Consider the following 13,181-nt stretch of genomic DNA (forward strand, 5'->3'; position numbering starts at 1 on the left):
TCCCCGGGTCCGGGCCGCCGTCCCGGGCCCGCCCGCGGGGGGTGCGGGGGGGGCCGGCGGGGGGGGGGCCCCCCCCGGGGGGGGGGGCCCGGTCGGCGGGCCCCCCGCCTCCGTCGTCCGGCCGTCTCAGCCCAGCGGGAGCTCCAGGAAGGCCGGTGCGCCCTCCGGGGAGCTGATGGTGGTCTGGGTCCAGGTGACGGAGGCGTCCCCGTACAGCGGGTCCTTGCTGTCGACGACCAGCATCAGCCGGTGCCCGGCGGCGATGTCGTACGCGGCGGCCTGGAGCTTCCAGGTCACCGTGCGGTCCTCGTCGGGCGTCAGCCCGTACACGTTGAGCGGCTCGTGGGTGATGATCCGGGCCGTGTCGTCCTCGGCGACGTCGAAGAGGTGGGCGATCAGGCAGGCGGAGGTGGCGGTGGAGCGGACGGTGAGGCGCAGTCGCGGGACGCCCCGGACGCGGCGGCCGGCCGCGCCCTCCCCTTCGGGGGCGCCGAGCGGTGCGGTGGTCCAGACGACGGCGTGCCGCCGGTCGATCTTGCGGGTGTCGTAGGCCTTGGGGTTGCCGGCCCGTTCGGCCTGGCCGGTCTTCATGAGGGCGTCCATGACGGTGGCCTCGGTGTCGACGCCGGCGAGGAACGCGCGGCGCCAGCCGGTGACCTCGGCGGGAGTCGTCGTCTCGCCGGCGGGGAGGAGGCGGCCGTCGGTGCCGCCCGCGCCGTCGCCGGTGAGGCCGAGGACCTCGACGCCGGTGGTGACCCGGCTCCAGTCGGCCCGGTGCTCCCGGTGGGCCTCTTCGACGATCCGGTTCTCGCCGGTCGGCTCGCCGGTGCCGGGGTCGAGGACGGGTTCGGTGCGGTAGGTGAACATGACCTGGTTGCAGACCTGTTCCCAGTCCTCCACCCCGTTGCGCTCGCCCTTGAGGTGGTGGTCGAGCCAGGCGTACGCCTCGGCCAGGGGCACGTTGGGCCTGCCTGGCTCCGTGCCGATGAGCCCCGGGCCCTCGGGGGCGGCGTGGTCGCCGATCCAGAGGTTGAGCCGCTTGGGGACGTCGAGCCCGTCGAAGGTCTCCAGGAGCTGGTTGACGGCGAAGAGGCCCTCGTGCCAGGTGTTCGAGAAGAAGGTGGGCGTCTCGTTGTCGTTGGTGAGGTGGAGGTACGACTCGGGGGCGCGCAGCCTGCCCCACTCGACGACCCGGTCGAGGTTCCGGTCGGCGAGGAAGTCGGCGAGGATCTCCTGGTTCGCCTCGTCGAACTTGGTCTCCACCGGGCCGCCGGTGAGCGCGAGGAGGGCCTTCACGGCCGCGAGGTGACGGGTGTCGTGGTCGTAGAGGCTGGTGGCGAGGTTCCCCCAGGTGCTGAGGGCGACGACGACGGCGACGCGGTCGTCGTGGGCGGCCACGAGCTGGCTGATGCCGGAGCCGTAGGACTCGCCGAGGAAGCCGACCGCGCTCGGCGCGAGGTGGTCGTCCGCGAAGTCGATGACGGCTGAGCCGTCGGCCCAGTCGTGGGGTCCTGCGACGTCGACGAAGCCCTCGGAGGTGGAGGGCAGTCCGGGGATGCCGAGGCCGCGGGGTGTGTAGGCGAGGACGTGGTAGCCCCTGCGGGCGAGGGCGAGGTAGGCCCAGAGGAACAGGGGCCAGCCGAACGGGGTCCAGCCGGCCGGGACGACGACCAGCGGGTGGGGGCCGGGGCCCAGCTGCCGGAGGGTGAAGGCGGAGAGCCGGATGCCGTCCGTGGCCTCGATGCGGTGGTACGCGGGCAGGGCGAGGCCCCGTACCTCCTCGATGTGCGCGGCGAGTTCGGCCGGGAGTTCGCCCGTGCTTCCGCTCAGGAGGGCGGTGGTGAGGGTCTGGCCGAGCCGGACGACGTCGGGGTCGACGGTTCCGTCGGCGGCCCAGAGGCCGCGGCCGGTCATGCGGGAGGCCTCGGCGGCGGTGAGACCCGCCGTGATGCCCGGGAAGCCGGGGAATTCCTCGGACGATCCGTTGGCGAAGGGGGTGTCCTGGGGCACGTGCACCCGTTCCTCTCGACTGGGGCTGCTGGCTGTCCGCTCTGCGGATGCCCGCAAGCCTCACGTACCGGGAACGGGGCGACCAGAGCGCACGAACGGCGCACGGGACGCGCAACCGGGCGTCAACGACACAAGCCGCCCTTCGGTCGATGTTTGGGCCTCCCACCGTCTCATGAACTAAATCGAAAACAAAAGATACGACGCAGGGGCTTGACCGCACCACGACCCGTTCCTTAAATCTCCGTTTAACGAAAGTGGCTCGTCCGTACGCTTGCCCCAGGAGGCCCCTCATGACCAGCGCATCCGACACCCCGCGCCTTGCGGCACCGCCCGGTGCGAAGGGCCTGCGGGGCGGCTCCGTCGGCCTCCTCGCCACGATCGTCCTCGGGCTCGCCTCCGTCGCCCCCGCGTACAGCATCGCGATCACCCTCGGCCTGGTGACCCTCGTGGTCGGCGACCTGGCCCCCGCCGCCCTGCTCCTCGGCTTCGTGCCGATCCTCCTCACGGCCTTCGCGTTCCGTGAGCTGAACCGGCGGATGCCGGACTGCGGCACGACCTTCGTGTGGAACACCCGGGCGTTCGGCCCGGCCGTCGGCTGGGTGGCGGGCGGCTGGACGGTCCTGGTCGCGACCGTCCTGGCGATGACCGCGCTCGCCCAGGTCGGCGCCTCAGCGATCCTCGTCTTCCTCGGGCTCGACGCGGCCGCCGGCAGCACCCTCGCCGTGACCGCCCTCGCCGTGGCCCTCATCGCCCTGGTCGTCACCGTCGCCTACCGGGGCGTCCAGCTCGCCGCGCACGTGCAGTACGCGATGCTCGGCCTCCAGCTCCTCGCGATGCTCGCCTTCGGCATCGCCGCCTTCGCCCGGGACGGCGCCGCCACCCCGTCCCTGAGCTGGGTCTCCCCCTTCGCCTTCGACGACTTCGGCTCCTTCGCCGAGGCGGTGCTCCTCTGCCTCTTCATCTACTGGGGCTGGGACGCCCTGATCACCTTCAACGAGGAGACCGTCGACAGCGACCGCACCCCCGGCAGGGCCGCCGTCGTCTCCACCCTGATCCTGCTCGTCACCTACCTCTTCACCGCGTTCGCCGCGATCTCCTTCGCCGGGACCGGCACCGGAGGCCTCGGGCTCGGCAACGAGGAGAACGCCGCCGACGTCCTCACCCACCTCGCGCCCACCGTGCTCGGCGGCGCCGCGAGCCGGGTCGTCACGCTCGCCATCGCCGTCTCGGCCGTCGGCGCCCTGCTGACCTGCGCGGGCTCCAGCCCCCGGAGCACGCTCTCGATGAGCGCGCACGGCGCCCTGCCCGCCGCCTTCGGACGCATCCACCGGCGCTTCGGCACGCCCGCCTTCGGGACGGTGTTCTGCGGAGCCGCCGCGGCCGTCGCCCTGGTCCTGCTCACCCTGGTCTCCGCCGACTTCCTCGGCGACGCGATCCTGTCGATCGGCCTCCTGATCGCCTTCTACTACGGCGTCACCGGCTTCGCCTGCGCCTGGTACTTCCGCCGACAGCTGCGGAACTCCCCGCGCGACCTGCTGGTCAAGGGCGTCCTCCCGGCGACCGGCGGCCTGATGATGCTGGCGGCGTTCGTCCGCAGCGCCTACGACATGGCCGACCCCGGCTACGGCTCCACGTCCGTCGGCGGAGTCGGCGGGGTCTTCCTCCTCGGCGTCGGCTCGATCGTCCTCGGAGGCCTCGTGATGCTGCTCGTCCGCACCCGCCACCGCCGCTTCTTCCAGGACGGGCGCACGGCCGTCACCGCCCTGTCCGTCAGGGAGAACTGAGCCCTAGCCGGTGCGGGGCGGGCGGACCACGACGACGGCGGCGACGTCGTCGTCGAGGCCGTCCGCCCCGTAGGCGGCGAGGTCGCGGTGGAGGAGCGCGGGCAGCTCGGCGGCCTGCTCCCCGGCCCAGCCGCGCAGGCGCAGCTCCAGCGGGTAGAAGGTGCCGGCCCGGTCGCGGGTCTCGCTGACGCCGTCGGTGTAGAGGAGCAGCCGCTCCCCCGGACCGAAGGGCACCTCCTCGATCCGGTGGTGGTTCTCGGCGAGGCCCGCGAGGTTGACGGGGAGCGAGGGGTCGGCGAAGTGCACGGACTCGACGCCGGTCGCGCGCTGGAGCAGCGGGGCGGGGTGGCCGCAGCTGAGGAGCCGTACGACGTCCCGGCCGTCCGGGAGCTCCACCAGGACGACGGTGGCGAAGCGTTCGGCGGCGTCCGAGTCGGGGTCCCAGGCGCCGTAGCGGGCGAGGCCCTCGTCGAGCCGGTCCGCGAGGGCCGCGAGGTCGCGGGCCTCGTGGACGGCGGCACGGAAGGAACCGAGCAGGACGGAGGCGGTCTCGACGGCGCCGAGGCCCTTGCCCTGGACGTCGCCGAGTATCACGCGCACCGCGCCGGGGATCCTGACGGCCTCGTAGAAGTCGCCGCCGATCCTCGCCTTGGCCGCGGCCGCGACGTAGAGCAGGTGCAGTTCGAAGCGTCCGAGGCGTTCGGGCAGCGGGCGCAGGACGACCCGCTGGACGACCTCGGCGACGGCGGTGACCTCCCTGAGGTCCTGCTCGTACCGGGTCCTGACCCGACTGACCCAGGCCGCGACGGCGGTCACCATCACCAGCACCGCCTCGCTGGCGATGAGATCACGGGCGGTGGCCCCCTCCCGGGCGGGGTTGAGCAGCGCCCGGACGGCCACGGCGAGCAGTCCGATGGCGACGGTCCCGCGCACGCTCCAGGTGACGGCGGCGAGCGCGGGCGCGGCGACGAGGAGGCGGTCGAACCGTTCCCGGTCGGGGGTGACCAGGTCGGCGACGACCGTCAGGATCAGGACCAGGAAGGGCAGGGCGCGACCGAGGTTGAACTGGGTGCGCGTCGCCGTGCCGGGAGGGCTGCGGTGACCGGCTACGGGCATCTCATGATCGTACGCAGGCCCGTCCGCCGGGCCGGGGTGCCGTCGGCTCCGGGCGTGTCCTCCGGCGGCCGGGCAGGGCGAGGGCGGCGGGGATCGCGAGCGCGGCGATCGCCGCCAGGGCCGGGAGGGCGGCTCCCCGGGCCGGTACGAAGCCGCCGTCCGGGACGAGGGCGAGCAGGAGGGCCGCGGTGGCCACGCCGAGCGCCGGGCCGACGTTCATCGCGGTCTGCTGGAGACCACCGGCGACCCCGGCGTGCTCCTCGGGGGCGCGGCGCACGACGACGGAGGTCGCGGTGACCATGAGCGTGACGAACCCGGCGCCGAGGAGTGCGGAGGCGATGCCGACGGAGGCCGCGCCGGCCGTGGCGTCGAGCCGGGCGAGCCCCAGGACCCCGAGGGTGAGCAGCGCGGCGCCCGCCGTCGCCGTCCGCCGGGGACCGAAGCGTCGCTGGAGCGGCGGGCAGAGCAGGGCGCCGGGGACCATGAGGGCGGCGAGGGGCAGGAAGCGCAGGGCGCAGTCGAGCGGGTCGAGGCCCTGGACGTCCTGGAGGAAGTACGTCGCGACGAAGAGCGACCCGGACAGGGCCGCCGAGGCCGCGAGGAGCGCGGCGAGCCCCGCGACGACCGGCCCGCTCCGGAGCAGCGCCGGGGGCAGCAGGGGGCGCGCGACGCGCCGCTCGTGCCGCGCGAAGACCACCCCGGCGCCGAGGGCCACGGCGCACGCGAGGGCGGCGGCGCGGGTGCCGCCGGGCCGGGAGGCCGCGTCGAGCCCGTGCACAAGCAGCCCGAGGGTAACGGCGAGCAGGAGGGCACCGAGGGGGTCGAGCGCGGCGAGGCGGGAGGGGGCGGTGGGGCCGGGTGTCGGGTCCTGGGCGGGATCCCCCTGGGTGCGGTCCGGCGTCACCAGGGCCAGCACGCCGATCGCCAGGGTCGGGGGCACACCGAGGAGGAAGACCGCGCGCCAGCCGTACGAGGAGACGAGCGCGCCGCCGACGAGGGGGCCGGCAGCGGCGGCGAGGCCGATGGCGGCGGTGCGCACGGCGATCGGGGTCGCGAGCCGGTCGGGCGGGTAGGCGGTGCGGAGCATGCCGAGGGTGGCGGGCTGGAGGAGCGCCCCGCAGACGCCCTGCAGCACCCGCAGCGCGATGACGGCGCCGATGCCGGGGGCCAGGGCGATCCCGGCGGAGGCGGCGGCGAAGCCGAGGGCGCCGGAGGCGAACACCCGGCGGTGGCCGTAGCGGTCGCCGAGGCGTCCCGCGAGGACGAGGAGGCTCGCGACGGCGACGAGGTAGCCGGTGCTGGTCCACTGCACCTGCCCGACGTGGGCGTGCAGGTCGCGCTGGAGCGCGGGCTGGGCGACGGTCAGGACCGTGCCGTCGAGGGCGACGACGGCCGCACCGACGACGCTGCAGGCGAGGGTGCGGTTCACGGGGCGGACCGCCCCAGGTGGGCGTCGAGCGCGGCCGTCAGGAGGGGGCCCGGGTCGTCGGCGCCGGTGGCGAGGCGGAGGCTGCCCCAGTGCCAGAGCTGGGCGATGCCGTGCAGGTTGGCCCAGAGGACGCCGGCGAGGAGGACGGGGTCGGCCTCGGGCCGGACCCGGGCGACGAGTGCGGCGAGGTGGGCGAAGAGCGGCAGGCTGGTCTCGCGCAGCCCGAGCCGGCCGCTCTCCAGGAGGTCGTGGCGGAACATCAGCTCGTACATGCCGCGCCGGGTGCCGGCGTAGTCCAGGTAGACGCGGGCGAGGGCCTCGATCCGTTCGCGCGCCGGGGCCCCTTCGGGGTCCTCGTCGGCGACGCGTGCGGCCAGTTCGGCGAAGCCCTGGCGGGCGATGGCGGACAGCAGGTCCCGATGGGCGGGGAAGTAGCGCCGGGGGGCTCCGTGGGAGACGCCGGCGCGGCGGGCGATCTCGCGCAGGGACAGCGCCTGGGCGCCCTCGGCGTTCAGCAGCTCGACGCCGACGCGGACGAGCCGCTCGCGCAGCCCGTCCTCGTGACCGCTCTCGGGACCGTTCTCGTGCAGGGACATGGACACTGTCTATCAAGATCGAGTAGACAGTGTCTACCTACCTGTACGCCCCGTTCCGCTACACTGGGCGACAGCGAAGGGGAGTAGCCCTGCGAACCGGTCGTCGACACACTGGAACCCCCGGGTTCCCGGTGACCGGGTCCGCGTACGACGCGGGCGGGCGAGACCTTCGGCCAGGCAACAGCCGCGTCCGCGTTCCCGTGGGCGTGGTCCGTCATGCCGGGCCGAGTGGTCCTCCCGTCGCCCACCGAGGTGTCGTGCGGAGCCACGGGGCCCGGACCGAGCAGAGAGCCCCGGTATGCACCTCGACCCCTTGGCGATCCTCACCGCCTTCGGGCTGATCTTCCTCGCCGAACTCCCCGACAAGACGATGTTCGCGTCCCTCGCCATGGGCACGCGCATGCGTCCGCTGTACGTGTGGATCGGCACCTCCACCGCCTTCCTGGCCCACGTCGCCATCGCGGTGGGCGCCGGCAGCCTGCTCGGGCTGCTGCCGGGCTGGACCGTCAAGCTGGTCTCGGCCCTGATGTTCGGCTTCGGCGCGTTCATGCTGCTGCGCGGCGGGGGCGACGACGACGAGGCCGACGAGGGCGGCCGGACGGTCAGCGGCTTCTGGCCCGTCTTCTCGACCGCGTTCATGGCCGTCTTCATCAGCGAGTGGGGCGACCTGACCCAGATCACCACCGCCAACCTGGCCGCCACCAACGGCACCTGGTCGACGGCGATCGGCTCCTTCGCCGCCCTGACGACCGTCTCCGCCCTCGCCCTGATCGCGGGCCGCTTCATCGCCAAGCGCGTCCCCCTCAAGACCGTGCAGCGCATCGGCGGCGTCTGCATGGCCGGCCTGGCGATCTGGTCCCTGACCGAGGTCTTCACCGGCTGACCACGCCCCCTGACTGCCGCACGCCCCTTCCCGTCACGGGAAGGGGCGTGCGGCGTTCCGTCCCAGGACGGGGTGTGCGCCCTCAACGGCCTCTTGATGAAGCAGTGAATCACTGCTTCACTCCTTCCATGCCCTACCGACGCACCCCCGCCGTCCAGGCCCGGCTCGACGCCCAGCGCGTCGCGGTCGTCGACGCGGCCCTCGGGCTGCTCGCCGAGCAGGGGTACGCGGGCTGCACGATGGCCGCCGTCGCCGCGCGCGCCGGGATCGCCACGGGCAGCGTGTACCGCCACTTCCCGAGCAAGGCCGAGCTCGCCGTCGAGCTGTTCAGGACCGTGGTGGGCCGGGAGGTCGCCGCCGTCTCCGAGGCGGCCGGGCATCCCGGGCACTCCTCGGCGGCCGAGCGGGTGGTCGCCGTGATCGAGACCTTCGCCCAGCGCGCCCTGAAGTCGCCGCGCCTCGCCTACGCCCTGCTCGCCGAACCGGTCGACCCGGCCGTGGACGCGGAGCGGCTCGTCTTCCGGCGCGCGTTCCGGGACGTGTTCGCCGCGCGCGTCGCGGAGGGCGTGCGCTCGGGCGAGCTGCCGCCCCAGGACCCGGTCCTGACGGCCTCGGCGCTGGTCGGGGCGGGCGCGGAGGCGCTCGTCGGACCGCTGGCGGAGGGGTCCGTCGGGCCCGACACCGTACCCGCACTCGTCACTTTCACCCTGCGAGCACTGGGAGTTCCCGATGCCGACCACGCATGAGGTCACCAACCAGGTACCGCCGCTGACCGGTTACGACGTCTCCGCCGACCCCGCGCTCCTGGAGGCGCTGCGCCGGGAGGGCGCGGGCTGGGCCGAGGCCGAGGTCCGCGAGCTCGGGGCGCGGGCGGGAGGCGAGGAGGCCCAGGAGTGGGGGCGGCTCGCCGAGCGCCACTCCCCCGTCCTGCACACCCACGACCGGTACGGGCACCGGATCGACGAGGTCGAGTTCCACCCGTACTGGCACGAGCTGATGGACGTCGCCGTGCGGCACGGGCTGCACGGCGCTCCCTGGCGCGACGAGCGGCCGGGCGCGCACGTGGCCCGGGCGGCGAAGGTGTTCGTGTGGGGGCAGGCCGACGCGGGGCACCTGTGCCCGGTCTCCATGACGTACGCGGCGGTGCCGGCGCTGCGCGTGCAGCCGGAGCTCGCCGAGGTGTACGAGCCGCTGCTCACCTCCTCGTGGTACGACTTCGGCCTCCGGGTCCCGACGGAGAAGCGCGGGATCATCGCCGGGATGTCGATGACCGAGAAGCAGGGCGGTTCCGACGTCCGGGCGAACACGACCCGGGCCGTCCCCACGGGCGAGTCCGGCATGTACGCGCTGACCGGCCACAAGTGGTTCACCTCGGCACCCATGTCCGATGTCTTCCTCACCCTGGCGCAGGCCCCCGGCGGCCTGTCCTGCTTCCTGGTGCCCCGGGTGCTGCCCGACGGCAGCCGCAACGCGATCCGGCTCCAGCGCCTCAAGGACAAGCTGGGCAACCGGTCCAACGCCTCCTCCGAGATCGAGTACGAGGGTGCCCTCGGCCGGCTCGTCGGCGAGGAGGGTCGCGGGGTCGCCACCATCATCCGGATGGTCAACATGACGCGGCTCGACTGCGCCATCAGCTCGGCCTCCGGCATGCGGCTCGGGCTCGTGCAGGCCGTGCACCACGCCACGCACCGCTCGGCGTTCGGGGCGCGGCTCGTGGACCAGCCCCTGATGCGGAACGTCCTGGCCGACCTGGCCGTGGAGGCGGAGGCCGCCACCGTGGCGGCGCTGCGGCTCGCGGGGGCGGTGGACCGGGCGGCGCGCGGTGACGCGCAGGAGGAGCAGCTGCGGCGGCTCGGTCTCGCGGTGACCAAGTACTGGGTGTGCAAGCGGGCGCCCGCGCACGCGGCGGAGGCCCTGGAGTGCCTGGGCGGCAACGGCTACGTCGAGGACTCGGGCCTGCCGAGGCTCTACCGGGAATCGCCGCTGCCGTCCATCTGGGAGGGCTCCGGGAACGTCGCCGCGCTCGACGTGCTGCGGGCGATGGCCCGTCAGCCGGAGGCGGTGGAGGCGTACTTCGCGGAGGTCGACCGGGGTGCGGGGGCGGACCGGCGGCTCGACGCGGCGGTCGCGGGCCTCCGCAAGGACCTCGCGGGGCTCGGCGACCCGGACGCGGTGGCGTACGGGGCTCGGCGGCTCGTCGAGCGCCTCGCCCTGGTGCTCCAGGGTTCGCTGCTCGTCCGGCACGGTCACCCGGCGATCGCCGACGCGTTCTGCGCCTCGCGACTCGACGGCGACCGCGGCCTCGCCTTCGGCACGCTGCCGGCCGGCGTGGACACGGCGGCCATCATCGCGCGCAGCGGCCCGGACGCGGTGACCACGCCGGCCTGACCGGTCATGTCGGACGGCCTCTGACCTACTTCGCGCCTAGCGTGACTCCCGTACGACGACGAGGGGCACATGGGCGAAGGGATCAGGGATGTCCGAGCACAGCGGCACCACTCCGCAGGGGTACACGACCGTGGCGCCCTGGGTCGTCACCGACGACACGGGGGCCTTCCTCGACTTCGTCACCCGGGCGTTCGGGGGTGAGGAGCTGGCCCGGGTGGCCACCGAGGACGGCGCGATCGGTCACGGTGAGATCCGGGTCGGCAACACCGTCGTGCTGGCCTTCGACCGGCGTGCGGACTGGCCCGTCCTGCCGAGCCTGCTGCGGGTGTACGTCGCCGACGCGGACGAGGCGTTCGCCAGGGCCGCCGCCGCGGGCGCCCATGTGGTGACCCCGCTCGCCGACGACGCCTTCGGGCAGCGCGGCGGGCGGGTCCGCGACCCGTTCGGGAACATCTGGTGGGTGAGCAGCCTCGTCGAGGAGGTCCCCGAGGACGAGATGTGGCGGCGGCTCAAGGACCCGGTGTACGCCGAGACCATGCGGGTGGCCCAGGAGACGCTCGACGCCGAGCTCAGCGGGAGGGACCAGGGGCGCAGCAGTGCCCCCGTGGGTCCGACCGGCTGACCGGGCCGGTGCCATGGTGCCGTCCCGGGTGGCAGTCTGGTTCGGACACGGTTCTCCGGGCCACGGCGCCGGCCGTACGAGAGGGAGTCCCCGTTGGGCAGCGAGGCGATCCACGGTGAACTGGACGTGCGGGCGGCGAAGGTGGCGGAGCAGGTGGTCGCCTGGCGGCGGCATCTGCACCGGCATCCGGAGCTGTCCAACCGGGAGGTGAACACGGCCCGCCTGGTGGCGGACCACCTGCGCGCCCTGGGCCTCGACGAGGTCCGTACGGGGATCGCGGGGCACGGCGTCGTGGGCGTCCTGCGCGGGTCGGCGCCGGACGGCGGGCGGAAGGTGCCCGGCGGTGGGCGGAAGGTGTCCGGCGGTGGGCGCGTGGTGGCGCTGCGGGCGGACATGGACGCGCTGCCGGTGAGGGACCTCTGCGGGGAGGACTTCGCCTCCGAGGTGGTGGACGCCGACTATCCGGGCGGCCCGTTCCCCGTGTCGCACGCCTGCGGGCACGACTGCCACACCGCGATGCTGATGGGCGCGGCGACGGTGCTCGCGGGGGTCCGGGACCGGCTTCCCGGCACCGTCCTCTTCGTCTTCCAGCCCGCCGAGGAGGGCCCTCCGGTGACGGAGGAGGGCGGGGCGCGGGCGATGGTCGAGGCGGGCGCCTTCGCCGATCCGGTGCCGACGATGGCCTTCGGCCTGCATGTGACGCCGTATCCCAAGGGGTACGTGGGATACAGGGTCGGCAACCAGTACGGCGCGTCCACCCTGGTCCGTGTCGTCGTCACCGGACAGCAGGTCCACGGGTCCACGCCGTGGCAGGGGATCGACCCGATGCCGGCCGTCGGCGCGGTGCTCACCGGCATCGGCCAGCTGTACCGGCAGGTCTCGGCCTTCGACCCGGTCACGGTGACGATCGGTCATGTCGAGGACGAGGGCCGGTTCAACATCATCGGCCAGACGGTGACCCTGTGGGGCACGGTCCGCTGTGCCGTGGAGTCCGACATGGCCGAGGTCCGGCGGCGGCTGACGACACTGGTCGAGCACTCCGCGGCGGCCTACGGGGCGACGGCGGCCGTGGAGTACCTGCAGTCCGTGCCGCCGGTGCACAACAGCGGGCCGTGGATGGAGGCCGGGCTGCCGACCCTGCGCCGGGTGGTCGGCGGGGAGCGCGTGGTGGAGACGGGTGCGACTCTCGGGTACGACGACGTCTCCGAGCTGGTCGGCCGGTTCGGCGGCCTGTACGTGATGCTCGGCGTCCAGGACGCGACGCCGGACGCCTCCGGCCGGCGCGTCCAGGACGCGACGCCGGACGCCTCCGGCCGGCCGGTTCCGGTGGAGGGCGGGCGGGGTCTGGTCACCAACCACAATCCGCACTTCTACGCGGACGACGACACCCTCGTCACCGGCGTCCGCCTCCACGCGCACGTGGCGTACGACCATCTGGTGGGAACACTGGTCCCGTGATCACGCGTGCGGGCGGGGCCCGCGGAGGGCGCCGAGGTAGACGCCGGCGAGGATCAGCGGGGTACCCATGAGCAGGGACGCGGTGAGGGGTTCGTCGTCGAGCCGGGCCGAGAGGACGATCGTCACGACGGGGATGACGACGAAGACGTACGCCGCCCGTGAGGCGCTCCAGCGGTGCACGACGAAGAGGAACAGCACGAACGTGAGGACGGAGCCGGCGACCACGAGGTAGGCGAGCGCCCACCAGGTCGCCGCCCGGTCCGGTAGGCGCCAGGTGTCGCCGACGGCGAGGGAGCCGACGAGGAGCAGGACGGACCCGGCGCTCATGCCGACGGCGTTCGTCGTCACCGGATGCAGCCGCGGGAGGCGGCGGACGAGCACCGTGGCCTGCGCGAAGGACAGCATGCCGCCGAGCAGGGCGAGGAAGGACAGGACGGGGAAGGACCCCTTCGGAGTGGCTCCGGAGACGACGGCGACGCCGGCGGCGGCCAGGACCGTTCCGACGGCCGCGGCGGGCCGGAACCGTTCGAGGCCCTGGGAGACCGCGAGCAGCAGGGTGGCGAGCGGAACGAGCGCGAGGATCGTCTGACCGATACCGGCGTGCAGGCGGACGAGGGCGTAGTACACGAGGGCGGACGTGACGCCGAAGTTCAGCGCCCCGAAGAGGACGGCGCCGCGCAGCGCCTTTCCACGCGGGAAGGAGAGCCTCAGGACGGCCATGAGGACGAACAGGACGATCGACGCGGCACCGAACCGCAGCGCGGCCCCCCACAGCGGGTCGAGTTCGCGGTTGCTGAAGCGGACGCCGACCGCGTTGCCCCCGGCGAGGACCGCGGCGGCCGCGAACGCCGCGAGAGCGGCCTGGTCTGTGGTGGTGCGTCGCACCGGTTCACGG

The 13,181-nt window shown here is 74.0% G+C and carries 11 protein-coding genes; 6 read left to right on the forward strand and 5 right to left on the reverse strand.

Annotated elements, in window-relative coordinates; all coding sequences use genetic code 11:
- Positions 1-126 precede the first annotated feature (126 nt).
- The gene (locus ACWGN5_RS01505) at positions 127-2,010 is read right to left on the reverse strand and encodes a CocE/NonD family hydrolase C-terminal non-catalytic domain-containing protein (protein ID WP_453510524.1); all 1,884 of its coding nucleotides are present in this window, start codon (positions 2,008-2,010) and stop codon (positions 127-129) included.
- Between the two features lie 290 nt (positions 2,011-2,300).
- Between ACWGN5_RS01505 and ACWGN5_RS01510 the strand changes: the two genes are divergently transcribed.
- Entirely contained in the window at positions 2,301-3,794 is a 1,494-nt protein-coding gene (locus ACWGN5_RS01510) for an APC family permease (protein ID WP_453510526.1), read from the forward strand.
- Positions 3,795-3,797: 3 nt separating this feature from the next.
- On the opposite strand, the gene ACWGN5_RS01515 is transcribed toward ACWGN5_RS01510, so the two are convergent.
- The 3 genes from ACWGN5_RS01515 to ACWGN5_RS01525 are packed head-to-tail and all read right to left on the reverse strand — an operon-like array spanning position 3,798 to position 6,935.
- Entirely contained in the window at positions 3,798-4,910 is a 1,113-nt protein-coding gene (locus ACWGN5_RS01515) for a PP2C family protein-serine/threonine phosphatase (RefSeq protein ID WP_453510528.1), read from the reverse strand.
- Between the two features lies 1 nt (position 4,911).
- Positions 4,912-6,339 carry an MFS transporter gene (locus ACWGN5_RS01520; RefSeq protein WP_453510530.1) on the reverse strand — a complete coding sequence of 476 codons (1,428 nt, stop codon included), beginning with the start codon at positions 6,337-6,339 and terminating at the stop codon, positions 4,912-4,914.
- On the reverse strand, positions 6,336-6,935 hold the full coding sequence (locus ACWGN5_RS01525) for a TetR/AcrR family transcriptional regulator (RefSeq protein ID WP_453510531.1): 600 nt from the start codon (positions 6,933-6,935) through the stop codon (positions 6,336-6,338). Before ACWGN5_RS01525 ends, ACWGN5_RS01520 begins: the two co-directional genes overlap by 4 nt.
- A 298-nt stretch (positions 6,936-7,233) precedes the next feature.
- Between ACWGN5_RS01525 and ACWGN5_RS01530 the strand changes: the two genes are divergently transcribed.
- The 5 genes from ACWGN5_RS01530 (at position 7,234) to ACWGN5_RS01550 (ending at position 12,286) form a co-directional block, all read left to right on the forward strand.
- Complete coding sequence (locus tag ACWGN5_RS01530; RefSeq protein ID WP_116164323.1) at positions 7,234-7,818, forward strand: TMEM165/GDT1 family protein; 585 nt, start codon at positions 7,234-7,236, stop codon at positions 7,816-7,818.
- Positions 7,819-7,946: 128 nt separating this feature from the next.
- Complete coding sequence (locus tag ACWGN5_RS01535; protein ID WP_453510533.1) at positions 7,947-8,564, forward strand: TetR/AcrR family transcriptional regulator; 618 nt, start codon at positions 7,947-7,949, stop codon at positions 8,562-8,564.
- Positions 8,548-10,206 carry an acyl-CoA dehydrogenase family protein gene (locus ACWGN5_RS01540; RefSeq protein WP_453510535.1) on the forward strand — a complete coding sequence of 553 codons (1,659 nt, stop codon included), beginning with the start codon at positions 8,548-8,550 and terminating at the stop codon, positions 10,204-10,206. The genes ACWGN5_RS01535 and ACWGN5_RS01540 overlap by 17 nt, the downstream gene beginning before the upstream one ends.
- Positions 10,207-10,294: 88 nt before the next feature.
- The gene (locus tag ACWGN5_RS01545) at positions 10,295-10,828 is read left to right on the forward strand and encodes a VOC family protein (RefSeq protein ID WP_453510537.1); all 534 of its coding nucleotides are present in this window, start codon (positions 10,295-10,297) and stop codon (positions 10,826-10,828) included.
- Between the two features lie 93 nt (positions 10,829-10,921).
- Positions 10,922-12,286, forward strand: a complete 1,365-nt coding sequence (locus tag ACWGN5_RS01550; protein WP_453510539.1) for a M20 metallopeptidase family protein — start codon at positions 10,922-10,924, stop codon at positions 12,284-12,286.
- Here the strand turns inward: ACWGN5_RS01550 and ACWGN5_RS01555 are convergent, their stop codons facing one another.
- Positions 12,287-13,171, reverse strand: a complete 885-nt coding sequence (locus tag ACWGN5_RS01555) for a DMT family transporter (protein WP_453510541.1) — start codon at positions 13,169-13,171, stop codon at positions 12,287-12,289.
- Positions 13,172-13,181 lie beyond the last annotated feature (10 nt).

The organism is Streptomyces sp. NPDC055815 (assembly GCF_053616475.1).

Excerpts from the sequence above, each read along its gene's own strand:
- ACWGN5_RS01510 (WP_453510526.1), top strand. The coding sequence starts at position 2,301 with ATGACCAGCGCATCCGACACCCCGCGCCTTGCGGCACCGCCCGGTGCG.
- ACWGN5_RS01515 (WP_453510528.1), bottom strand. The coding sequence starts at position 4,910 with ATGCCCGTAGCCGGTCACCGCAGCCCTCCCGGCACGGCGACGCGCACC.
- ACWGN5_RS01525 (WP_453510531.1), bottom strand. The coding sequence starts at position 6,935 with ATGTCCCTGCACGAGAACGGTCCCGAGAGCGGTCACGAGGACGGGCTG.
- ACWGN5_RS01530 (WP_116164323.1), top strand. The coding sequence starts at position 7,234 with ATGCACCTCGACCCCTTGGCGATCCTCACCGCCTTCGGGCTGATCTTC.
- ACWGN5_RS01535 (WP_453510533.1), top strand. The coding sequence starts at position 7,947 with ATGCCCTACCGACGCACCCCCGCCGTCCAGGCCCGGCTCGACGCCCAG.
- ACWGN5_RS01540 (WP_453510535.1), top strand. The coding sequence starts at position 8,548 with ATGCCGACCACGCATGAGGTCACCAACCAGGTACCGCCGCTGACCGGT.
- ACWGN5_RS01545 (WP_453510537.1), top strand. The coding sequence starts at position 10,295 with ATGTCCGAGCACAGCGGCACCACTCCGCAGGGGTACACGACCGTGGCG.